Origin of the sequence: Streptomyces sp. NBC_01635 (genome assembly GCF_045209715.1) — a bacterium.
In the GTDB taxonomy this organism is placed as follows: domain Bacteria; phylum Actinomycetota; class Actinomycetes; order Streptomycetales; family Streptomycetaceae; genus Streptomyces; species Streptomyces hirsutus.
In genome coordinates this window covers 3,618,490-3,641,610 of record NZ_CP109277.1, presented here as the reverse complement: position 1 = coordinate 3,641,610, position 23,121 = coordinate 3,618,490, and the positions used below count along the sequence as shown (strand labels likewise).

Below are 23,121 nucleotides of genomic sequence, written 5' to 3'. Positions count from 1 at the left end.
GCGCAGCCCCACCGCTTCACCGGGTCGTCACTTCCCGGCGCCGGCACCCGGGAACGCCGTCCGTGAAACGCCTCCGTGAAACGCGGGTTCCTCCGCGGGGACACCGTCGATTTCACGGACGGCGTCGGGCCGGAGGCGGCTGGGGCCAGGGGCTCGGGCTCCCGGCGGGTTCGCTCGGGGAACTTCGACGTCCCCGGTCCGCCGGCAGCTTCCCGCCGGTCCGGCAGGCGGGGGCGGTACTGGAGCGAGGAGCCCGCGGAGGACACCTCCTCCCGGACGGCGTCCCCGCAGACGGGGCATGCCTCGCCGGTGCGGCCGTGCACGTACATCGCCCCGCGCTCGGAGTCCTTCGGCCCGTCGGCCGGACGGCTCCCGCCCCCGCCCCCGAAATCGGCTTTCCGCCCACCCCCTCCGTAGTGCCAAAATGGGCGGCACTATGGCTAAGGAAAAAGGGCGCAAGCTGATCGCGCAGAACAAGAAGGCGCGGCACGACTACCTCATCATCGACACCTACGAGGCCGGCCTGGTCCTCACCGGGACCGAGGTGAAGTCGCTGCGCCAGGGCAGGGCGTCGCTGGCGGACGGCTTCGTCCAGCTGGACGGCAACGAGGCGTGGCTGCACAACGTGCACGTCCCCGAGTACAGCCAGGGCACCTGGACCAACCACAGCGCGCGGCGCAAGCGCAAGCTGCTGCTGCACCGCGAGGAGATCGACAAGCTGGAGTCCAAGTCCCAGGAGACGGGGCACACCATCGTGCCGCTCGCCCTGTACTTCAAGGACGGCCGGGCGAAGGTGGAGATCGCGCTGGCGAAGGGCAAGAAGGAGTACGACAAGCGCCAGACGCTCCGCGAGAAGCAGGACCGGCGCGAGACCGAGCGGGCGATCTCGGCGGTCCGCCGCAAGCAGCAGGCGTAGGGCCTGTCCGAGCGGCTCCCGGACCGTCCCGGAGCCCTCGGAGCCGTCGCGCGGGAATACGCTGGCACCGACCCGCGTTGGTCACGTACGATGGCGGCAGCACCTCACAGCGGGTGCGCACCTTGAGAAAAAAACATGGGGATGATCGGTTTCGACAGCGGCTGTCGAAGCAGGGGAAGCGTGTCGAGGAAGCGGCCATGATCTCGTAAACCACAGGCCGAAAAAATAATCGCCAATTCCAAGCGATCCATCTCCCAGGGCGAGCTCGCCCTCGCTGCCTGATCTTCAGGTAGCGAGCAGCGGCTCTCCTACTAGAGGGAGTGTCAGCCCGGGGGTGTTCCCGACCCGGATCCTGGCATCATTCAGGGAACTAAACCTTGATCCCGGTCACGGGGTGAAGAGGGAAATCCAACAGTGACTGAGCCCGTCGGAGACTTGTCTGCGTGATCTCCGGGGCTGAGAAAAGCACAGCGGACTGCACACGGAGAAGCCCTGATTCTGCACCGTTGGACGCGGGTTCGATTCCCGCCATCTCCACTTACCCCATGTGGGCACAGGCCCCGTCGCGTCAGCGGCGGGGCCTGTGTCATGCGGCCGCACAGGCGAAGGCGGCGATTCGGGGCCCGGCCCCCTCTCGGGGGGTGGTTCACGCTTCTGCCTTCCATTCCCGTGACGCGGACCAGAGCCGCACTGCGGCACACCCCTCTGCGGCACACCCGCGGGCCGGGCGGGTCAGGCCGGGCGCGGGCCCGTGCTGGAGCGCTCGGTCAGGCGGGGCGGGAGCAGGGTGGCCTGTGGCACGGGGGCACCCGACAGCTTCCGTACCAGCAGGTGCACCGCGCGGGTGCCCAGCTCCGTGGACGGCACGGTGACCGAGGTGAGCGGGATACGGGCCGAGGCGGCGACCGGCGTCGGGCAGACGGCGGTGAGGGAGAGGTCCTCGGGGATGCGCACCCCGAGTTCCTCGAAGGCGTCGATCAGCGGGTCGAGCAGCGGCTCGTTGTGCACCACCACCCCGGTCAGCGCGGGCTGCTCGCGCAGCAGCCGCTCGGCGATCGCGCGGGCCGCGCCCAGGCCCGTCCCGCACGGGTGCACCGCGGACCGGATCCGGTGCCGGTCCGCGGCGGCGGTGAAGCCCTGCACGAGCCGGCGGGCGAACGCCGTGCGCCGGACGTACACCTCCGGCGGCGAGCCGACCAGCGCCACCGTCCGGTGCCCGAGCCGCGCCAGATGGTCCACGCACAGCTCGCCCGCCGCACCGAAGTCCAGGTCCACACAGGTCAGTCCGTCCGGCTCGGCCGGGACGCCGATCAGTACGGACGGCAGGGGCGACGAGCGCAGTAACGGCAGCCGGGGGTCCTGGAGCTGGACGTCCATCACCACCAGCGCGTCCGCCAGTCCCGTCTCCGCGACCCGTCCGATGCCCTCCTCGCCCTCGCCCTGGGTGAGCAGCAGCACGTCGTGGCCGTGGGCGCGGGCCGCGGTGACCACCGACACCGCGAACTGCGTCACCACCGGCACGTGGACGCCGGAGCGCATCGGCACCGCCAGCGCCAGCACCCGCGACCCGGCCCCGGCCGCACCCCGGGCCCGGACGTGCGTGCGGTAGCCCAGCTCGCGGACGGCGGCCTGGACGCGGCGCCGGGTCTCGTCGGAGATCGGCCGCTTGCCGCTGAGCGCGTACGACACCGTGCTGGGGGAGACCCCGGCGTGCCGGGCCACATCCGTGATCTTCACCATCGAGGGTCCTTATCGGGGGGTCCTGCACCGGCAACCGGGAGCGTCGAAGCGCTTCGACGGGTGAAGGTATGTGCGGGCCGTGGGGCCGTCAATGGGACGTGCGGGAATCGGTGGGGCGGTTCGACGGCCCGAACCGCGGACCGGGTCGAAACGGGATCGAAGGGATTCAAAGGGCTGAAGGGGGCGAAGGGTTGAGGGGGCGGAGGGGCGGAGAGGTGAGGGGGCGGAGGGGCGAAGGGCGGAGAGGTGGAGGGGCGAAGGGGCGAAGGGCGGAGGGGCGGAGGGGCGGAGGGGCGAAGGGCGGAGGGGCGGAGGGGCGGAGGGGCGAAGGGCGGAGGGGGCGAAGGGGCGGAGGGGCGAAGGGGTGAGGGGGCGAAGGGGCCGAAGGGTCGACCGGGAGGGGGTCCGGGGAGAGGGGAACCGCCCGGCTCAGCCGCCCGAGCGGGCCGGGACCGGCGCCCCGAACGGGCGGGGGTTCAGCGGACCGAGCAGGACGAGGGCGGTCAGCAGGGCCGTCGCGGCCGCCGTCACCGGAACCCCGTACCCGGCCGCGGCCGAGACGTGCTCGACCGTCCAGCCGCCCGCCGCGCTGCCGCAGGCGATCCCGCCGAGCAGGCCGGTCACCGCGAGGGTCATGCCCTCGTTCAGCCGGCCCTCGGGGGTGAGGCGCTGGACCAGCGTCATCGCCGTGACCATCGTCGGCGCCGTGGCCATGCCGGCCAGCAGGAGCGCGCCCGCCAGCAGGACGAGCGAGCCGGTGAGGGACGCCGCGAGCAGCGGCAGCACCATCAGCGCGGTCATGGCGGCCAGGCACCACGGCAGCCGGGACCGCGCGGACCCCGCCGGGCGCATCACCCCGTACGCGAGCCCCGCCGCGAAGGAGCCGGCCGCCTGGAGGGCGAGCACCGCGCCGGCCGCCGGGCGGTGCCCCTGGACGTCCGCGAACGCGATCGTGACGACCTCCATCGCGCCGAACACCGCACCGGTCGCGAGACAGACGACGAGCAGCGGACGCATCCCGGGCGCCCGGAAGGGAGCCCGGCCGCCCGGCGCGTGGCGTCCGGCCGGCGGCTCGGTGGAGCGCTGGGCGGTGAAAAGCGTCACACCGGTCAGCAGTAGCGCCGCCCCCACCAGCGTGCCCGCCTCCGGGAAGAGCGCCGTGCACAGGAAGGCCGCGAGCACCGGACCGAGCATGTAGCAGAGCTCGTCCGCGGCCTGCTCGAAGGAGTTCGCGGTGTGCAGGGCCTCGGCGACCGCCTCCGGACCGCCCCCCGGCTCCCCGGTGCGGGAGCCCAGCAGGTACGCCCAGCGGGCCCGGGACATCCCGCCGGTGTTCGGCGTCGTGGCGGTGGCGGCGTAGGCGGCGAACAGGGTCCAGTCGGGGGCGCCGTGGCGCACGCAGAGCAGCAGCGCGAGCAGGCCGAGCACGGCGAACACCGTGGCGGGCAGGGCGATGCGGGCCTGCCCGTACCGGTCGACCAGCCGCGCGGTCCACGGGGCGACCAGCGCGGTCACCGCGAGTCCGGTCGCGACGACCGCGCCGGCCAGGGCGTACGAACCCCGGGTCGCGGCGATCATCATGACCGCGCTCACACTGAGCATGCCCATCGGCAGCCGGGCGAGGAGATTCCAGGCCGTGAACGCGCGGGCGCCGGGCAGCGCGAAGAGACGGCGGTAGGGGCCCTCCACCCGGCCGCGGTCGCTGTCCGCCCGCCCGCGTGGCGAGAAGTCGACGGCGACCAGGGCGTCGGCGGTGACGGTGAACAGAGGGGTGTTCCGGGAGGCCGGAGGGCGCCGGTGGAAGGTCGGTTGCGGCATGCGCCCACCGTCACCCGCGCCCGCGGCGCCGGTCCAACACCTACCCGGTACCGATTCACGCACCCGCGTTGTAGGTTCACGGGGTGTCCGCCCCCGCCCACCTCGACCCCCGTCTCCTGCGCGCCTTCGTCACCGTCGCCGAGGAACTGCACTTCACCCGCGCCGCGATGCGCCTCTACGTAGCCCAGCAGGCGCTCAGCCGCGACGTACGGCGGCTCGAACGGGAGCTGGGCAGCGAGCTGTTCGTACGGACCACCCGCCAGGTGACGCTCACCCCCGACGGCGAACGCCTGCTGCCGTACGCCCGCCGGGCCCTCCAGGCGCAGGACGACCTGCTCGCCGCCGCCGGACGGACCCGGCCGCTGCTGGTGGACCTCAACTCCCCGGGACTGGCCACCGGCCGCCGGGTCCTGCACCGGGCCCGCGAACTCGGCCCCGACCACGAGCTGATGGCCCGCTACGAGAGCGGACTGACCTGGGCCGCGGGCGAGTTGGTCGCGGGACGGCTCGACGCGTCGTTCGGGCGGTTCGCGGGGCTCCCCGCGGCGCTGAAGGCCGGGCTCGACCAGCAGCCCGTACGGTACGAGCCGATGGCGGTGATCCTTCCCGAGGGCCACCCGCTGGCCGCCCTGGCGGAGGTGCCGCTCGACGCGCTGGCCGGCGAGGAGGTGTACGCCGGGGCGGGCAATCCGCGCACACCGGAGTGGACCGACCTCGCGGGGCTGCTGTTCGAGGGGCGGGGCATCAGCGTCGCGTCGCCCGCTCCCCTGGCCGTCGGGGAGGAGGAGTTCCAGCGGATCATGGCCCGCACGGGGAATCCGGTCCTCGCCGTGGTGGACTTCCCGCCGCTGCCCTCGATGGTGCTGCGCCCGCTGGTCGACCCCGTTCCGCTGTCACCGGTGTCCCTGGTGTGGAGGAAAGGGCTGATTCACCCCGCTCTGGAGGGACTTCGCAGGGCTGCGGCCGATATCGCCGCCGAGGAGGGCTGGTTGCTCCGGCCCGTCGGCGGATGGGTTTCAGACAGTGATCTTGATGTCATGAGTTCTCCCTAATGTCTCGCAATTGACACGAATCCCCTCCCGGTGAACACGGAACCTTCGCGTGCGCTACATTCGATGCTCGAGCACGGTGTGATAAACGGGGCGCTCGGAGAGGGTGGGGGCCCAATTCCGGCGGCGAGTGCTCGGGCCGTACGCGCACCCTGAACAGTTCCGTGGGGGGAAGAAACGTGCGCGTGGAACAGTGGCGAGAAGACGCCCAACCTGAACGATCCGGGACCGGGAGCGAAGCCGACCCGGTTGAGGACGACCGGTCCGCCTCCGGCGGTTCCGTCGCCGGCCACGGAACGTGGTTCTCCCGGAGCGTGCCCGGCCGCACCGGCGGGGCGAACGACGTTGCCGCGGCGAGGACCGCACCCCGCGCGGCCGACCCGGACGACCGGGCCGGCCTGGACGACCGGGTCGCTCCGGACGACACGAAGGCCACGACCACCACGATGAACACAGCGACTCCACCGGGCGGCACGGGCAAGGTGCCGGCACCGGGCGTCACGAGCGGAATGCCCGCACAGCGCGGGCCGGAGAGGGAGGGCAGGGCGCAGAGGGCCACCCCGACGCGCCCGGCGGCTTTCGAGAGCCCCGAGGGCCGCGAGGACCCCGAGGAGACCAGGGCCCTCCGGATCAGACCCCGTACCACCCCCGCGCCCCCTTCCGCCGATTCCGCCGGCTTCACCGCACGCCTCTCCGCCCAGGCCGCCGGGACTTCCCGGCCGCCCCGCACCCCCCTGCGCGACCCCTGGCAGGAGGGCGCCGAGACGTCCGTGCTCCCCCCCGTCGCGGCCGGGCCCACCACGCCCGTCCCCGCCGCGGCCGAGCCCACCAGGGCCCTCCCCACCGTAGGCGCGGACACGGACACGGATGCGGACGCGGACAGCACCGAGCACACCCACGACCCGCACGAGGTGACGATCCAGCTCGACGCCGTGCAGTTCGGCGACGACGTACTGCGGGCGATGCCGGGCAAGCACCGCGCCGGTGCGGGCCCCGACGTCGCCGACGGACCCGTGTTCGTCGACGAGTCCGGCCGCCGCAGCCGCCTCTACCGCCGGATCGGCCTGGCCGTCGGCCTGGCCTGCGCCGCCTACGCCGTCGTGATCGTCGCCACGCTGCTGTCCGGCAACTCCAACGCCCCCTGGATCCCCGTGCCCGACCAGGAGCAGGAGCAGCCCGCCGGGAAGGTCGAGACCTCGCCGCAGCCCGCCGAGCCGGACGCGTCACCCGGCTCCGGTACCGACCTGCCCCCGGGCGCCGAGCCGACCGCCGGCGACGCCGACACCCTCCCCCCGCCCGGCGCCGACCTCCCCGCGGGCGGCGCGCCCGTCGCCGAGGGAGGGGCCGGCGAGGCCACCGGTCCGGCGCCGACGCCGGACCGGACCGCCCCCGGGCCGGGCACCGGCGCCGGCGGTCCCACGACCACCGCTCCGGCCGACCCCCCGGCCGCCTCGGTGCCCGCCGTCCCGACGACCCCGTCCGGCGGCACCGGCACCGGCGCCGATCCGACCACCCCGCCCGCCGGGGAAGAACCCGGCGACGAGGAACCCGCCGGCGCCGACGACCTCGCCCACGCACCCGCCGAAGCGCCGGCCGTGGCCGCGGAGGCCCCCGCCGCACCGCCGAACCCGTCCACCGCACCGTCCCCGGAGCACGTTCTCTGATGGCATCCCACTCCCACCGCCCCGGGCCCGCGACCAGAGCCCGAGGCGGCTCCCGGCGTCGCCGTGTGCCCCTGCGCCTGCTGCTTCCGCTGCTCGTCCTCGTCGCCCTGGCGGCGATGCTCATGCTGCGCGGCTACACGCACAGCGAGATCCTCGCCGATCACCGCATCCAGGCACCCGCTCCCACCGACAAGGTGCCGGAGAAGATCCTCGAGGGCGGTCCGGTCATCGACGCCCGGGGCGGCCGCACCGAGAGCCTGAGCGTGCCCGACAAGCGTCTGGTCCTCACCTTCGACGACGGCCCGGACCCGGTCTGGACCCCGCGCGTGCTGGACGTGCTGAAGAAGCACGACGCGCACGCGGTGTTCTTCGTCACCGGCACCATGGCCTCCCGCCACCCGGACCTCGTCCAGCGCATGGTCGACGAAGGCCATGAACTGGGCCTGCACACCTTCAACCACCCCGACCTCTCCCTCCAGTCCAAGAAGCGCATCGACTGGGAGCTGTCGCAGAACCAGCTGGCGCTCACCGGCGCGGCCGGGGTGCGCACCTCGATCTTCCGCCCGCCGTACTCCTCCTTCTCCGCCGCCATGGACAACAAGTCCTGGCCGGTCACCGAGTACATCGGCAGCCTCGGTTACATCACCGTCGTCAACAACACCGACAGCGAGGACTGGCAGCGGCCCGGCGTCGACGAGATCATCCGCCGTGCCACGCCGAAGAACGGCGAGGGCGCCATCGTCCTGATGCACGACTCCGGCGGCGACCGCAGCCAGACCGTCGAGGCGCTGGACAGGATGCTGCCCGACCTGAAGAAGGACGGCTACGCGTTCGACAACCTCACCGAGGCCCTGGACGCGCCCAGCGCGATGAGCGCGGTGACCGGCTCCGAGCTGTGGAAGGGCAAGGCGTGGATCTTCCTGGTCCAGGCCTCGGAGAAGGTCACCAGCGGCCTGGCGGCGGGCCTGGCGATCGTCGGCACCCTGGTCATCGGCCGCTTCGTGCTGATGCTCGTCCTTTCCGGCGTCCACGCCCGCCGGGTGCGCCGCCAGGGCTTCGGCTGGGGTCCGCCGGTCACCGAGCCGGTGACCGTGCTGGTCCCGGCCTACAACGAGGCCAAGTGCATCGAGAACACCGTCCGCTCCCTGATGGACAGTGACCACCCCGTCGAGGTCCTGGTCATCGACGACGGTTCCAGCGACGGCACGGCCCGCATCGTCGAGGCCATGGGCCTGCCCAACGTCCGGGTGATCCGCCAGCTCAACGCGGGCAAACCGGCCGCGCTCAACCGGGGCCTGGCCAACGCCCGGTACGACATCGTCGTGATGATGGACGGCGACACGGTCTTCGAGCCGTCCACCGTCCGCGAACTCGTCCAGCCCTTCGGCGACCCGAAGGTGGGAGCCGTGGCGGGCAACGCGAAGGTCGGCAACAAGGACAGCCTCATCGGCGCCTGGCAGCACATCGAGTACGTGATGGGCTTCAACCTGGACCGCCGCATGTACGACATCCTCGGCTGCATGCCGACCATCCCGGGAGCCGTCGGCGCCTTCCGCCGCTCGGCCCTGGTCCCGATCGGCGGCATGAGCGACGACACGCTCGCCGAGGACACCGACGTCACCATGGCGCTGCACCGCGCCGGCTGGCGCGTGGTCTACGCCGAGAACGCCCGCGCCTGGACCGAGGCCCCGGAGACCGTCCAGCAGCTGTGGTCCCAGCGCTACCGCTGGTCCTACGGCACCATGCAGGCCATCTGGAAGCACCGCCGCGCCGTGATCGACAAGGGACCCTCGGGCCGCTTCGGCCGCGTGGGCCTGCCCTTCGTCTCCCTGTTCATGATCGTGGCCCCGCTGCTGGCCCCCCTGATCGACGTCTTCCTGCTCTACGGCATCGTCTTCGGCCCGACCCAGAAGACGATCATGGCGTGGCTGGGTGTCCTGGCCATCCAGGCGGTCTGCGCGGCCTTCGCCTTCCGCCTCGACCGCGAACGCATGACCCATCTCATCTCGCTGCCGCTGCAGCAGATCCTCTACCGCCAGCTCATGTACGTCGTGCTGCTCCAGTCCTGGATCACCGCGCTCACCGGCGGCCGCCTGCGCTGGCAGAAGCTGCGGCGCACCGGCGTCGTCGAGGCGCCCGGCGGCTCGGTGCCGCGCCAGAACGCGCGGACCGACGACGATCGGAGGCCCGTGGCATGACCCACGGATACACGACCGGTACGGGCCCCGGCCCGGAGCCGGCCGGCCCGTACGGAACGGCGCCCGCGGGGGAGACCGACGGGACCCCGGGGGTGCCGCCCGCCCTCCCGCGCCAGCGCACGGCCGAGCCCGCACCCGCAACGGACCCCGCCGCCCCGGCCACGGCCGCCTCCGGTGCGCCGGGCCGTGACCGGTACCTCGACCTGCTGCGCTCCATCGCCCTGGTCCGCGTCGTGGTCTACCACCTGTTCGGCTGGGCCTGGATGACGGTGCTGTTCCCGTCGATGGGCGTGATGTTCGCGCTGGCCGGTTCGCTGATGGCGCGTTCGCTGAAGCGTCCGGCGGGGAGCGTGATCCGCAGCCGGATCCGCCGCCTCCTGCCCCCCATGTGGGCGTTCGGCGCGGTCGCGCTGGCGATGATGTTCGCCAACGGCTGGAACCCGGCGAAGGAGGACGGTTCCTGGGGTTTGATCGGACTGTTCAACTACATCGTTCCGATCGGTGCTCCGCCCTACCCCTGGGAGCTCGGCTCCCCGTCGGGCCTGCTGGACGAGACCTGGGCGGTGCAGGCCGCGGGCCCGCTGTGGTACCTGCGCGCCTACCTGTGGTTCGTGATCGCGTCGCCGCTGCTGCTGTGGGCGTTCCGCCGGGCCCCCTGGCCGACCCTGCTCGCCCCGCTGGGCCTGACGGCGATCGTCGGCACGGGCCTGGTGACCATCCCCGGCGAAACGGGCCGCGCGATCACCGACTTCGCGGTCTACGGCGGTTGCTGGGTGCTGGGCTTCGCCCACAACGACGGCATGCTGAAGCGGATCCCGCGGTACGTCTCGGTCTCCTGCGCGTCGCTGGTGATGGCCTTCGGCCTGTGGTGGGCGTCGGGCCATCTGGGCCCCGACGGCTGGGACCTCAACGACATTCCGCTGGCCCAGGCCGCCTGGTCGTTCGGCTTCGTCGTGATCCTGCTCCAGTACTCCCCCTCCTGGCGGGAGCTCCCGGGACGCTTGGCGCAGTGGGACAAGCTGGTGACGCTCTCCAACAACCGGGCGGTCACCATCTACCTGTGGCACAACATGCTGATCATGGCGACGGTCCCGATCGTCGACCTGCTGTACCGGCTCCCGTTCATGCAGAGCGAACGCGGGGTGGAGGCGATCAGCAGCACGTACACGCTCTGGATGTTCGCCCTGATCTGGCCCCTCATCGGCCTGGCGGTGCTCGCCGTCGGCTGGGTCGAGGACCTCGCGGCGAAGCGGAAGCCCCGCCTGTGGCCGAACGGCACGAAGCGCTCCGCCGTCCGGCAGCCCGGGAGCCGCGCCGCCCGCCGGGGCTGACGTCGGGGGGCGGTCCGCGCGGTCCCGGTCGTCCAGTGGCCGTGGCGCCGCCCGCTTCCCGGTCGGTGCCGTGCCTCCACGACCCCTGTCAAGGATGAGGCCGGCGCGCTCGTCTCCGCGCCGCACGCGGCCGCCCGCCGGGGCTGACGTCGGGGGGCGGTCCGCGCGGTCCCGGTCGTCCAGTGGCCGTGGTGCCGCCCGTTTCCGGTTCGGTGCCGTGCCTCCACGACCCCCGTCAAGGGTGAGGCCGGCGCGCTCGTCTCCGCGCCGCACGCGGAGGGACGGACCGCTTCGAAGAGGGGCGGCGCGGTCCGATCGCGGTGGCGGCCGTGACGGCCTTGGCGGTCCGTCAGATGCGGCTCGGTGCCGGGCCGGTGCCGAGCCGTGAGTCGTCACGTCGAAGTGCTTCGACGCGGAAACGCGAGGGAAGCCCGGAAGGCGGCGGAAGGATGTCGCGCGCCGGTGAAGCGATTCGACGCATCGGACGGCCTGCCGCCGGCTTCTCCTGAGTGAGTGTCACCACCCTTGCTCCGGAGTGCTCTTCATCACCAGCCGGGCCTTATTATGCGCGTTTTTCATGTGTGGAGGTGTTGTGTAGGACGCTAGTGTTTTCCAGTGTCTTGAAACGTGAGGTCGGCAGTCGGTCCGCGGTCGTGCCGACCGCAACCAAGTCGTACGCTCGTACGTCTTGCTTGCGTGACTGGTGCCGAATGCGAGGAGGGACATGGTGTCGCCGGAGGGGCGGGGGGAGGAGCCCGACGCCACCATGCAGTTGAAAGCGCTGGGCTCGTTCAAGGCGGACGAGACCGTGCAGTTGCGCATGCTCCCGCAGCACACGGCCGGCACGGAGAACGAAAGATCCGAGACATCTCAGATATCCGGGATATCCGAGACGGCTGAAAAAGCCGCCTCTTCGGAGGCGACCTCCGCGGAGCGAATACGTGGCGAGGGAAAAACCGGCCGATCGCCCCGCTCCAGAAACCGGAACCCCCGCAAGGCCCCACGCCCTTCCCTCCGCTCCCGCCTCGCCGCCGACCCCCGCCTGGCGTCCCTGCTGAGCGTCCTCGCCGTGCCGGCCGCCCGCCTCGCGCCCTACGCCCGCCGCGTGAAACCGGAATACCCCCGGCCCGGGCGCAGCGGCTGGCGCCGATGGCTGCCCTCCTGGCGGCAGTGGCTCGGCGGCGCGTTCGCCGGCCTCGGTCTCAGCAGCCTCCTCCTCGTCGTCGCCTACGCGGCCACCGACATCCCGGACAACCTCAACTCGTACGCCACCCAGCAGGACAACGTGTACTTCTGGTCCGACGGGACGCCCATGGCCCGTACCGGCTGGGTGCAGCGGCAGGCGATGCCGCTGCGGGACATCCCCGAGGACGTCCGCTGGGCGGTCCTCGCCGCCGAGAACGAGAACTTCTACAACGACCCCGGCATCTCCATGAAGGGCATCACCCGCGCCGTGCTCCGCACGTTCGGCCAGGGCGACACCCAGGGCGGCTCGACCATCACCCAGCAGTACGTCAAGAACGTCTACCTGAACCAGGACCAGACGGTCCGCCGCAAGCTCACCGAGGCGATGATCGCCCTCAAGCTCGACAACCGGATGAGCAAGGAGGAGATCCTCGAGAGCTACCTCAACACCAGCTGGTTCGGCCGCGGCACCTACGGGATTCAGCGCGCCGCCCAGGCCTACTACGGCAAGGACGTCAACGAACTCAACGCCGGCGAGGCCGCGTTCCTGGCCTCCCTGCTCAAGGGCGCCGGCCTGTACGACCCGACCCTGAGCGGCGCCAACCGCGACCGCGCCGAGGAGCGCTGGACCTGGACCCTCGACCGGATGGTCGAGATCGGCAAGCTCTCGTCGGCCGAGCGGGCCACGTACAAGAAGTTCCCCGAGCCGCTGAAGAGCAACCCGCTGTACTCCACCGGTGAGCAGAGCGACTACCTGGTCGAACTCGTCTCCCAGTACGCCAAGAAGTCCGGGGCGATCTCCGAGAAGCAGTTCGACCTCGGCGGCTACCAGATCTACACGACCTTCGACAAGAAGCGGGAGAGCCGGCTCACCGACGTCGTCACCAAGGCCCGCAAGAAGGCGCTGAAGGACGACCCGAAGACCGCGAAGACCGCGCACTACGGGGCCGCCTCGGTGGCCGCCGACGGCCGGATCCTCGCCGTCTACGGCGGCCCCGACCACCGCAAGCAGGGCTACAACGAGTCCAACGCCACGACCGTCCCGGCCGGTACGGCCTTCACGCCGTTCGTGTACGCGGCGGGACTGCAGCACGGCGTCCGCACCACCCGCGACGGAGAGCCGACGCCCGTCACCGGCGAATCCCCCTACAACGGCGACGACGACGTGCCGGTGACCACGCCGGAGGGGCCGTACTGGGACCGCAGCGGCCGCAAGGTCGCCGCCAGCAACGACGGGGACGAGTCCTACGGGCAGATCTCCCTGCACCGGGCGATGGCACTCTCGGCGAACACGCCGTTCATGCAGCTCGGCATGGACACCGGCCTGGACAAGGTGCGCGCCACCGCCATCGCCTCCGGACTGCTGCCCTCCAGCATCGGGGCCCGGGTGCCCGCGCTGTCGCTGGGCAGCTCCACGCCCAGCGCCATCCGCATGGCCGGCGGCTACGCGACGTTCGCCGCGGGCGGCGAGCACACCGAGCCGTACTCGGTGCGCCGGATCACCCTCAACGGCGCCGAGATCCCCCTGGACCTGCCCGAGCCGCGCCGGGCGGTCCGCGCCGAGGTGGCAGAGGAGGTCACCTCCGCGCTCACGGAATCCTTCCGCACCGCCCACCCGGACGGAGCGCCCGCCACCGCGAAGGTGGCGGGGAAGCCCGGGACGACGGAGAAGGACACCGCCGCCTGGTACGTCGGCACGCACGAGTCCGTCTCCACGGCGGTCGTCGTCTACCGCATCGACCTCGCCGAGAGCCTCGAACCGCTGCCGCTGGAGGGCCTCGCCGACGACGGCGTCCCCTACGGCATCTGGTCCGGTGCCCTGGACCTCCTCGGGTGACCACCGAGCGGGCACCGCAGTCCCCCCACCGACTCTGGAGAATGAGCCGCACATGAAGCCATCGCCGGGGCGCCGCCGCAAGGCCCGAGTACCGCGTCGCACCGCCCCCCTCCGTCCCGCGGTCCTGGCGTCGGCGGCGCTTCTCGTCGCCGGGTCGCTGACGGCGGGCTACCTGGTGCTGAACAGCACGGACGACACCGCGCCGACCGCTTCCTCGGGGGACCGGAAGAAGGTGGCGGGGGCCGCCGCCGAGGAGCCGGACTGGGACGGCAGGACCAAGATCCTGGGGGACGGCTCCACCTCCTACACCGGCCCGCAGAAGGACCGGTTGGAGCCGAAGCCGCTCAAGCCGGGCCAGAAACCTCCCCAGTTCGTCGTCTTCTCCTGGGACGGCGCGCTGCAGGGCGACGACGGGCTCTTCTCGCACTTCCTGGACGTGGCCGAAGAGAACGACGCCCACATGACGTTCTTCCTCACGGGGATCTACCTGCTGCCGCAGACCAAGAAGGCACTGTACGACCCGCCCCAGCACGACAGGGGGGCCGCGGCGATCAGCTACCCCACCGACGAGCACATCCGCACCACGCTGGAGCAGCTGGGCAGGGCCTGGAAGAAGGGGAACGAGATCGGCACCCACTTCAACGGGCACTTCTGCAACGAGAAGGGCGGCGGCGACTGGAGCGTCGCGGAGTGGAAGAGCGAGATCGACCAGTTCAACTCCTTCGTGAAGAACTGGAAGACCAACACCGGCTACACGGACCTGCCCGCGCTGCCCTTCGACGTCGACAAGGAGGTCACCGGCGGACGCGCCCCCTGCCTGGAGGGCCAGGCGAACCTGCTGAAGGCCATCAAGGACTACGGCTACCGCTACGACTCCAGCTCCGCGGGAGACTTCCAGATATGGCCGGTCAAGAAGGGCGGCGTCTGGGACTTCCCGCTGCAGATGCTCCCGTACGAGGGCGGCAAGTACCAGGGTCTGTCCATGGACTTCAACTTCCTCTACAACCAGTCCGACGGCAAGACCGAGGGCGACCCGGCCATGTACCCCCAGTGGGAAGAGGAGACCGTCGACACCTACATGGCGGGGTTCAACCGCGTCTACCACGGCAGTCGGGCGCCCCTGTTCATCGGCAACCACTTCGAGGAATGGAACGGCGGCATCTACATGCGGGCCGTGGAACGGACCATCGAGAACGTGTGCACCAAGAAGGACGTCCAGTGCGTGTCCTTCAAGGAACTGGCCGACTGGATGGACGTGCAGACCCCCGCGACGCTGGAGCGGCTGCGCACCCTCGACCCGGCCCAGTCACCGGACTGGTCGACCGTCGTGCAGTGAGGCCCCGTCACCACATGGTCAACTAGCGCTCCCCTCTTCACAGTTGTCACACACCTCATGCGAGGATGCGCCTCCCGGCATCCCCCCGCCGGGGCAAGAGGGGAACATCAGTGAAGTCAAGAAGAATAAGCCGCACGCGGCGCCGCGCCACCATATTCGGGGCGGCCACCGTCTCCGTCGTCGCCGGAGCGGCGATGCTGCCCGTCTGGAGCGCGGGCGCCGCGGTCACCGACGACCCGACGGTGGACGCCAAGACCAAGGCCACCTTCCAGCGCCTCGCGGACGCGGTCTTCACCGACCGCACGGAGGCACTGGTCGCCGGCGGCCAGACCGACCGGGACAAGCCGCGGACCGACGGCTTCTCCCAAGACGTCCGGCTGTCCTCCGGCACGGCCCGCAGCGAGGACGCCGCACTGTCGAAGCTGGACCGGCGTCGAAACGCACTCGCGAAGCTGGGCGAGAAGTACAGCAAGGGCAGCACGACCGTCACGCTGGGCGCCACCAACGTGAAGGGCCGCAAGGCGAAGGCCGTGGCCACCGAGACCACGACCCTCACCTACGCGAAGGCCCGCGGCGGTGCGCCGGGCACCACGGGGTTCCAGACCCGTCACGAGCTGACGTTCACCGCGGACCGGCAGGGCGACTGGCAGCTGACCGGGATCAGCCCGGCCGAAGAGGACAACCTCGCCGTGAACGAGACGACCGCGCCGCCGGCCGCCGCCGCGGTGTCCGTGAAGTCGGCCACCACCACGCCTGCGGCGCCCAAGGCCGCGACCGCGTACCCCGGCCCGGCGAACCCGAAGAACCTCACCGCCGGCGGGCTGGACTACAAGGCGATGGCCGACTACGCCAAGCGCCACTGGTCCGCCTACAACCCGGCCTACCCGGACTTCAACGGGGCGGGCGCGGGCGGCGACTGCACCAACTTCGTCAGCCAGGCCCTGAAGGAGGGCGGCTGGAAGCACGTCCCCGGCTACGTGTACGACTACACCCGGTGGTTCGGCAACGCCGACATCCAGTCGCACTCGTTCGTCGGTGTCAACGAGTGGTCCTGGTTCGCCCAGAACTCGGAGCGGACGACCAGCCTCGCCAACGTCCACCAGATGGACGTCGGCGACGTGCTCCAGATCGACTTCGACAACAACGGTTCGAAGGACCACACCATGATCGTCACGTCCCGCAGCCAGGGCGTGCCGTATCTGACGTACCACTCCACCAACACCTACAGCAGGTCGGTGACGAGCATCATCGCGTCGTACCCGAACGCGTCGTACTACGCCTACCGCACCTGACCGCCCGGCTCCGGCCGTGATGCGGCGGCCACGCCTCACCCGCGCACGGGCGAGGCGTGGCCGTGCGAAACGGCCGGGGGCCGCCGGACAGGGGTTCCGGCGGCCCCCGGGCCGGATGGTGTCCCGCCCGCTGGTGAGAGGGATCTCCGCGATCCCGACGCCGCGGGGCCGGAGACGGGTGCCGTGCCGAAAGCCGTGAGCAGTCGGCGGGCATGTGTCACGCAAGCGCTCACATGAGCGGTATCAGGACAGTAGTGGCCGAAGTGCTCACGCTTTTGGTGCGGCGGACCGCCGCACCGGTCAGGAGACCCCCGTGAACCATTCCTCCCTCGGCGTCGTGCTGATGTCCGTCGGAGCCGTGGCCACCATGGCCGGAGCCCTCATGTACGTCCTTCCGGGCCCTGGCCTTCCCGTCCTGCTGGCGGGGCTGGCGCTCACGGCCTGCGGAGCCGCCGTACGGATCACCGGCGGCAGGTGAGAGGGTCACTTCGCGACGTGCGTGAGGAAGGCGGTCCAGGAGGCGGGGGAGAGGGCGAGGCGCGGGCCGGCCATGTCCTTCGAGTCGCGTACGAGGACGGTGGCCGGGGCGGCGGCTATCTCGACGCAGTTGGAGGCGTCGGGGCTGTATGTGGATTTACGCCATTGGTCATCGGTCATGTGAGGCTCTCTCAGCTGTCTCGGGCGATGCGGCGGATCAGGTCGCGGGACTCGGCAGGTTCGAGGGCGTTCGACTCCATGCGGTCCAGCACTGAACGGTACTTGTCCAATTGGGCTTCCGCGTCGAGGAATTCGCACCCGTGGTGGGTGTCCAGCTGCACAGTGTCGAGCTGTGGGACAAGACCCAGCAGGTAGTCGATCGACTGTCCCGTCCCCGGGAAGGACCCCTTGCCGAACGGGATGATCCGAACGGTGACGTGGTCGAGTTCGCTCATGTCCAGCAGATGCTGGAGCTGGGCGCGGACGATTGCGGGGCCGCCGTACCCCATGTGAAGAGCGGACTCGTGGATCACTGCCGTGTAAGGAGGCGGATCCTCGCGGTGGAGAATGGCTTGGCGCTTGATGCGATGGGACACGCGGTGCTCGATTTCGTGCTGCCGCAGTGGTGGCACCGCCTCGCGGAAGAGGGCGCGGGCATGGTCGGTGGTCTGCAGGAGGGCGGGGATGTGAACCACCAGTGCCACGCGCAGGGCTGCCGCATGATGCTCCAGTTCGGCGAGATCGATGAGGCCTACGGGCAGGTTCTCGCGGTACTCCTCCCACCAGCCCCGTGATCGCCGCCCGGTCATCGCGGCCAGGGCGTCGACGAGCGCGATGTCGGAGCAGGCGTATGTGCGTGCCATGGAATGGATCCGGTCGGCGCTGACAGGTGTGCGGCCCGTTTCGATCATGCTGACGCGCGCCTGGTTGACGCCGAGCAACTCGCCGGCACCGGTGGCGGTGAGGCCGGCCCGCTCGCGAAGCTTGCGCAGCTCAGCGCCCAACCGCCGTTGCCGCAGCGTCGGATTGTTGGTGGGCGGCACGGCGTTTCCTTCCTGGCCGCAATGCGGCACCTCTCTCCCTCACACGAGTGAAACGTGGATGGATCCATTTGTTTTCGTAGGATCCATCTAACCATCCGCTCTACGGTGGTCACGTAACGCTCGACCGCCCGCTCCGGAAGCGCACCGTAACCGCGGCACTGCCACCGCCGGCGTCGCCGTTGAGCGAGCTCAAGTCACCTTTTCCCGTGGAGCCGTTCATGGTCACCGTAGCCCCGCCCCACCCCTGGGCGTACGCCCTTCGCTTGCCCCATGACCCTCGTGCCGTACGCGTCGCACGCATGACGGTGCGGGCCGTGCTCAGTGGACACGGGAAGCAGGATGCCGTCGAGGCGGTGGAGCTGTTGACGTCCGAGCTGGTCACCAACGCCTACCGGCACACCAAGGGCCCCGCGTCGTTGCGGCTCACCTGCCTGAGCGACGGCCGGCTGCGGGTCGGGGTGTGGGACAGCCACCCGCACATCCCCGCGCCGTTCGACGGGCCTCCCGGGGACCGGGGCGCGCTCGCCCCGGCCGGTGCCGAATCCGGGCGAGGGCTGCGCCTCGTGACGGAGTACGCGGACAGCTGGGGCGGGTGGGCGCTCGGGGACGGCGTGCTGGGGCGAAGTGCGGGGAAGCTGCTGTGGTTCGAGGTGGGCGGGCGGCGGGGCGCGGGGTGACACCCGACCGGTACGTCCGGCGCCTCTCGCCCCGCACCCGCCGGGAGTGAGAGCAATGTTCCCCGGTGGTCATCCGCTGCCACAGGGCGGAAACGCTGTCCTCCTACCTTCGGGGTCAGTCCCTCGCGGCATCCGTCCGCCGCGCCCCGGAGAACAGTGGAGGCGTCATGACAGCCCCTGGCGGTCGCTGGATCCAGCACTGGGACCCCGAGGACGAGGACTTCTGGAAGCGGACCGGGGAGCCGGTCGCCCGGCGGAACCTCCTCTTCTCCGTGCTGTCCGAGCACATCGGGTTCTCGGTGTGGACGATGTGGTCGGTGCTGGTGCTCTTCATGGGCCCGGAGTACGGGCTGGGCCCGGCCGACAAGTTCCTGCTGACGTCGTTGGTGACGCTGGTCGGCGCCGTGGTCCGGGTGCCGTACACCTTCGCCGTCGCGGTGTTCGGCGGGCGGAACTGGACGGTCGTCTCCGCCGCCCTGCTGCTCGTCCCTACGGTCGCCGCGTTCGCCGTGATGGAACCGGGGACGTCCTTCTCCACGTTTCTGCTGGTCGGCCTGCTGGCGGGCATCGGCGGCGGCAACTTCGCCTCCTCCATGACCAACATCAACGCCTTCTTCCCGCTGCGGAAGAAGGGCTGGGCGCTCGGTCTGAACGCCGGCGGCGGCAACATCGGCGTCCCGGTGATCCAGCTCGCCGCCCTCGCGGTCATCGGGGCGGGCGGCGGGCCCCGGGTACTGCTCGGCCTCTACATCCCGCTGATCGTCGTGGCCGCCGTGCTCGCCGCGCGGTACATGGACAACCTCGCCACCGCGAGCAACGACACCGGCGCCGCCAAGGACGCCGCGCGCGATCCGCACACCTGGATCATGTCCTTCCTCTACGTCGGCACCTTCGGCTCGTTCATCGGCTACAGCTTCGCCTTCGGGCAGGTGCTGCAGAACCAGTTCGACCGCACACCGCTCGAAGCCGCGTACGTCACCTTCGTCGGCCCGCTGCTCGGCTCCCTGATCCGCCCGGTGGGCGGACGGCTCGCCGACCGGTACGGCGGCTCGCGGATCACGCTGTGGAACTTCGTCGGCATGGGCGCGGCGACCGGGGTGCTGGTCGTCGCCTCCACGCAGAAGTCGCCGGCGCTCTTCACCGTCGCCTTCGTGGTGCTGTTCGTGCTCACCGGCCTGGGCAACGGCTCGACGTACAAGATGATCCCGGGCATCTTCCAGGCCAAGGCGCTGGCCCAGGGGCTGAGCGGGGAGGAGGCGGCTGCCTACGGGCGCCGGCTGTCCGGGGCCTCCATGGGGCTGATCGGCGCGGTGGGCGCGCTCGGCGGCGTCGGCATCAACCTGGCCTTCCGTCAGTCCTTCCTCTCCTACGGCTCCGGCACCGGCGCGTTCGTCGCCTTCCTGGCCTTCTACGCGGTCTGCCTGGCGGTCACCCGGGCCGTGTACCTTCGCCGCCCGGCGCGGCCGGCCGCCCCGACGGCCGTCGCGGAGGAGAAGCCCCGGCTCAACTATGCCGAGGTGTGACGTAACACTGGTGACATGAAGCCGAACCGAGCCTGTCACGGAGCGTTGGCAGGCTCGGTCGGCATGAGGACGAGCCGTGCCTCACGCAGCACACCGGAACGCAGCACACCGACTCGAGTGCGGGACGAGAGCGGGACGAGAACCATGCACGACGAACAGCAGAAACCCGACCGGTCCACGGAGCCGCCCACGGAGCAGACCCCCGCCCACGGGCCGCTCGCGGGCTTCACCGTGGGCGTGACCGCCGCGCGCCGGGCCGACGAGCTGGGCGCGCTGCTCCAGCGGCGGGGCGCCGCCGTGCTGCATGCCCCGGCCCTGCGGATCGTGCCGCTCGCCGACGACAGCGAACTGCTGGCCGCGACCAAGGAGATCATCGAGCGGGTCCCGGACATCGCCGTCGCCACGACGGCGATCGGCTTCCGCGGCTGGGTCGAGGCCGCCGACGGCTGGGGACTGGGCGAGGAGCTGCTGGCGAAGCTGAGCGGGGCGCGGATCCTGGCGCGCGGACCGAAGGTGAAGGGCGCGATCCGGGCGGCCGGGCTGACGGAGGAGTGGTCGCCGTCGTCGGAATCGATGGCCGAGGTCCTCGACCGGCTCCTGGAGGAGGGCGTCGACGGGCTGCGGATCGCCCTCCAGCTGCACGGCGAACCGCTGCCCGGGTTCGTGGAGTCGCTGCGGGCCGCGGGAGCGGACGTGGTGGGGGTGCCCGTCTACCGGTGGATGCCGCCGGAGGACATCACCCCCGTCGACCGGCTGCTGGACGCCGTCGTCGCCCGGACCCTGGACGCGGTCACCTTCACCAGCGCGCCCGCCGCCGCGTCCCTGCTGTCCCGGGCCGAACAGCGCGGGATGCTCGACGAGGTCCTCGCCGCCCTGGGCCACGACGTCCTGCCCGCCTGTGTCGGCCCGGTCACCGCGCTGCCGTTGCAGGCCCGGGGCGTCGACACCGTCCAGCCGGAGCGCTTCCGGCTCGGCCCCCTCGTCCAGCTGCTCTGCCGGGAACTGCCGGGCCGGGCCCGCTCGCTGCCGGTCGCCGGGCACCGGGTGGAGATCCGCGGGCACGCCGTCGTGGTGGACGGCGAGCTGCGCCCCGTACCGCCCGCGGGCATGTCGCTGCTGCGGGCGCTGGCCCGCCGCCCCGGCTGGGTCGTCGCCCGCGCGGACCTGCTGCGCGCGCTGCCGGGCACCGGCCGCGACGAACACGCGGTGGAGACCGCGATGGCCCGCCTGCGCGCCGCCCTCGGCGCGCCCAGGCTGATCCAGACGGTCGTCAAGCGCGGCTACCGCCTGGCCCTGGACCCGCAGGCGGACGCGAAGTACGGGGACGACGCCTGAGCGCAGCCGGCCCGGGGGCAGAGGCTCCGGGCCCGTGGGTTCCCGGTCGGGGGGTTCCGGGCGGGGGAGCGGAGGGGCACTGTAGGGAGAGCGGATTCCGGAACAGATTCCTCACTCGCATCGCCCCGGCCCCACGCGACCGGAGTGAACCCTAGGCGGTGACAGGCACATGGCACTGGGTACGGTCACGGCGCCCCACGAGCTGCGGTTCGACACCGGGCGGATCTGTCTGGATCTCCTCGCGACCGCGCATCCCGAGGAACGGCTCGGCTCCGTCGACGTGCTGAGCGCCTGGATCACCGGCTCCGGACTCGTTCCGGCCGGCACCCCGCTGACCCACGCCGACGGCGCCTGGCCGGTCGCCTTCCGCGAACTGCGCGGCCACCTCGCCCGTCTGGTGCACGGCCGGCCGGCGCCCGGCGGCGCCGCGTACGACCTCGCGCTCACCCGCGTCAACGAGATCGCCCGCGCCGCGCCCCCGGCGCCGCGAGCGGTCCCGGGGGACGACGGGGCACTGGTGCGGCGACTGGAGGAGCCGCCCGGCCGCGCCGCGCTGCTCGCGGCGATCGCCCGGGACGCCGTGGACCTGCTCACCGACCCGCTCGCGCGCGCGTGCCTGCGGCAGTGCGAGGGCGACAACTGCCCGATCGTGTACCTGGACACCTCGCGGGGCCGCCGCAGGCGCTGGTGCTCCAGCGAGGTCTGCGGAAACCGCGAGCGCGTGGCACGCCACCGCCGCAGGGCCGCCGCCCTCACCCGCGCCTGATCCGGCCTCACCTCACGGGCACCCTCAACTCCACTGTCCCGTATGCGGCTTGCGTCACCCCTTCTGCCGTTTCCTGCCGCTCGCCGCCCCCCAAGTGCTCAAGTGACTTCGCTCACGCCCGGTTTGCCTTGCGGTCGGCATGGGCAACCCGGCTCGCCGCCGGCCCGTGGTGGAAATGTGAAGGAGAAGCGGGGGGAATGTGCTCCCATGTCCCGGTCTTCGTCCCGCCCTTCAAGAAACTGCCACCTCGCCTTGAACACCCCAAGCGCCACGTCCGTACCCGATGTCGAGCGACCGACGGGGGGATCCCCGGGACACCGGAGGTGGGCGTGCGCAAGGATGCGGCCGTGGCCAATGAACACGGAGCGAGGGCCCGACATCGCATGTCCCCGTCCTCGTCGAACGAACCCGACGAGGAGTTGATGCGTGCGCTGTATCGAGAGCACGCCGGGCCTTTGCTCGCCTACGTCCTTCGACTGGTCGCCGGTGACCGGCAGCGAGCCGAGGACGTCGTGCAGGAGACGCTCATCCGTGCCTGGAAGAACGCCGGTCAGCTCAATCGGGCGACCGGATCGGTACGCCCCTGGCTGGTGACGGTCGCCCGGCGCATCGTCATCGACGGCCACCGCAGCCGGCAGGCCCGGCCGCAGGAGGTCGATCCGTCGCCGCTGGAGGTCATCCCCGCGGAGGACGAGATCGACAAGGCGCTGTGGCTGATGACGCTGTCGGACGCACTCGACGACCTGACCCCTGCCCACCGGGAGGTCCTCGTCGAGACGTATTTCAAGGGACGTACCGTGAACGAGGCGGCCGAGACCCTCGGGATACCCAGCGGCACGGTGCGCTCCAGGGTGTTCTACGCCCTGCGTTCGATGAAGCTGGCACTGGAGGAGCGGGGGGTGACGGCGTGATGAGCGTGTACGGGGGATTCGGA

18 protein-coding genes, 1 other RNA gene and 1 pseudogene are annotated in these 23,121 nt (G+C 71.5%); 15 read left to right on the top strand and 5 right to left on the bottom strand.

What is annotated here, in order from left to right:
• Positions 1-193: 193 nt before the first annotated feature.
• Positions 194-326 (bottom strand): annotated as a pseudogene (locus OHB56_RS17005) (Fpg/Nei family DNA glycosylase); the annotation flags it as partial.
• A gap of 110 nt (positions 327-436) precedes the next feature.
• Between OHB56_RS17005 and smpB the strand changes: the two are divergent.
• Positions 437-916, top strand: coding sequence for an SsrA-binding protein SmpB (smpB, locus tag OHB56_RS17000; protein ID WP_055598071.1), 480 nt, complete (start codon positions 437-439; stop codon positions 914-916).
• Positions 917-1,053: 137 nt separating this feature from the next.
• Positions 1,054-1,456: a transfer-messenger RNA gene (ssrA, locus tag OHB56_RS16995) on the top strand.
• A gap of 192 nt (positions 1,457-1,648) precedes the next feature.
• Here ssrA and OHB56_RS16990 read toward each other — a convergent pair.
• Together OHB56_RS16990 and OHB56_RS16985 are read right to left on the bottom strand one after the other, a co-directional pair.
• Complete coding sequence (locus tag OHB56_RS16990) at positions 1,649-2,656, bottom strand: LacI family DNA-binding transcriptional regulator (protein ID WP_406354216.1); 1,008 nt, start codon at positions 2,654-2,656, stop codon at positions 1,649-1,651.
• Positions 2,657-3,085: 429 nt separating this feature from the next.
• Complete coding sequence (locus tag OHB56_RS16985) at positions 3,086-4,474, bottom strand: MFS transporter (protein ID WP_406354214.1); 1,389 nt, start codon at positions 4,472-4,474, stop codon at positions 3,086-3,088.
• 83 nt (positions 4,475-4,557) lie between these two features.
• On the opposite strand from OHB56_RS16985, the gene OHB56_RS16980 reads away from it, so the two are divergent.
• From OHB56_RS16980 to OHB56_RS16945, 8 genes are all read left to right on the top strand, one after another.
• Entirely contained in the window at positions 4,558-5,526 is a 969-nt protein-coding gene (locus OHB56_RS16980; protein WP_406354212.1) for a LysR family transcriptional regulator, read from the top strand.
• A 311-nt stretch (positions 5,527-5,837) separates the two neighbouring features.
• A complete protein-coding gene (locus tag OHB56_RS16975; protein ID WP_406354210.1) occupies positions 5,838-7,187 on the top strand; it encodes a hypothetical protein in 1,350 nt (449 codons plus the stop codon).
• Positions 7,187-9,385 (top strand): polysaccharide deacetylase family protein, encoded by a 2,199-nt coding sequence (locus OHB56_RS16970; protein ID WP_381029519.1) that lies wholly within the window; start codon positions 7,187-7,189, stop codon positions 9,383-9,385. Before OHB56_RS16975 ends, OHB56_RS16970 begins: the two co-directional genes overlap by 1 nt.
• Positions 9,382-10,716, top strand: a complete 1,335-nt coding sequence (locus tag OHB56_RS16965) for an acyltransferase (protein ID WP_406354208.1) — start codon at positions 9,382-9,384, stop codon at positions 10,714-10,716. Before OHB56_RS16970 ends, OHB56_RS16965 begins: the two co-directional genes overlap by 4 nt.
• Before the next feature lie 724 nt (positions 10,717-11,440).
• Positions 11,441-13,738 carry a transglycosylase domain-containing protein gene (locus OHB56_RS16960; RefSeq protein WP_406354206.1) on the top strand — a complete coding sequence of 766 codons (2,298 nt, stop codon included), beginning with the start codon at positions 11,441-11,443 and terminating at the stop codon, positions 13,736-13,738.
• Positions 13,739-13,790: 52 nt separating this feature from the next.
• Positions 13,791-15,074 (top strand): hypothetical protein, encoded by a 1,284-nt coding sequence (locus OHB56_RS16955; protein ID WP_406354204.1) that lies wholly within the window; start codon positions 13,791-13,793, stop codon positions 15,072-15,074.
• A 110-nt stretch (positions 15,075-15,184) separates the two neighbouring features.
• Positions 15,185-16,366, top strand: coding sequence for an amidase domain-containing protein (locus OHB56_RS16950; RefSeq protein ID WP_406354202.1), 1,182 nt, complete (start codon positions 15,185-15,187; stop codon positions 16,364-16,366).
• Positions 16,367-16,679: 313 nt separating this feature from the next.
• Positions 16,680-16,844 carry a hypothetical protein gene (locus OHB56_RS16945; RefSeq protein ID WP_406354200.1) on the top strand — a complete coding sequence of 55 codons (165 nt, stop codon included), beginning with the start codon at positions 16,680-16,682 and terminating at the stop codon, positions 16,842-16,844.
• A gap of 5 nt (positions 16,845-16,849) precedes the next feature.
• Here the strand turns inward: OHB56_RS16945 and OHB56_RS16940 are convergent, their stop codons facing one another.
• Together OHB56_RS16940 and OHB56_RS16935 are read right to left on the bottom strand one after the other, a co-directional pair.
• Positions 16,850-17,023, bottom strand: coding sequence for a DUF397 domain-containing protein (locus OHB56_RS16940; protein ID WP_063793437.1), 174 nt, complete (start codon positions 17,021-17,023; stop codon positions 16,850-16,852).
• An 11-nt stretch (positions 17,024-17,034) separates the two neighbouring features.
• Positions 17,035-17,886, bottom strand: a complete 852-nt coding sequence (locus tag OHB56_RS16935; protein WP_406354197.1) for a helix-turn-helix domain-containing protein — start codon at positions 17,884-17,886, stop codon at positions 17,035-17,037.
• Positions 17,887-18,104: 218 nt separating this feature from the next.
• Here OHB56_RS16935 and OHB56_RS16930 point away from each other — a divergent pair, with 218 nt between their 5' ends.
• The 5 genes from OHB56_RS16930 to OHB56_RS16910 all read left to right on the top strand — a co-directional run bounded on the left by OHB56_RS16930 (position 18,105) and on the right by OHB56_RS16910 (position 23,098).
• Positions 18,105-18,563 (top strand): ATP-binding protein, encoded by a 459-nt coding sequence (locus OHB56_RS16930; protein WP_355893868.1) that lies wholly within the window; start codon positions 18,105-18,107, stop codon positions 18,561-18,563.
• 167 nt (positions 18,564-18,730) lie between these two features.
• Positions 18,731-20,086, top strand: coding sequence for a nitrate/nitrite transporter (locus OHB56_RS16925; protein ID WP_406354195.1), 1,356 nt, complete (start codon positions 18,731-18,733; stop codon positions 20,084-20,086).
• Positions 20,087-20,230: 144 nt separating this feature from the next.
• Complete coding sequence (locus tag OHB56_RS16920) at positions 20,231-21,421, top strand: uroporphyrinogen-III synthase (RefSeq protein WP_381029494.1); 1,191 nt, start codon at positions 20,231-20,233, stop codon at positions 21,419-21,421.
• A 169-nt stretch (positions 21,422-21,590) separates the two neighbouring features.
• Complete coding sequence (locus OHB56_RS16915) at positions 21,591-22,187, top strand: CGNR zinc finger domain-containing protein (protein ID WP_406354193.1); 597 nt, start codon at positions 21,591-21,593, stop codon at positions 22,185-22,187.
• A 323-nt stretch (positions 22,188-22,510) separates the two neighbouring features.
• Positions 22,511-23,098 (top strand): sigma-70 family RNA polymerase sigma factor, encoded by a 588-nt coding sequence (locus OHB56_RS16910; protein WP_326753015.1) that lies wholly within the window; start codon positions 22,511-22,513, stop codon positions 23,096-23,098.
• Positions 23,099-23,121: the final 23 nt, after the last annotated feature.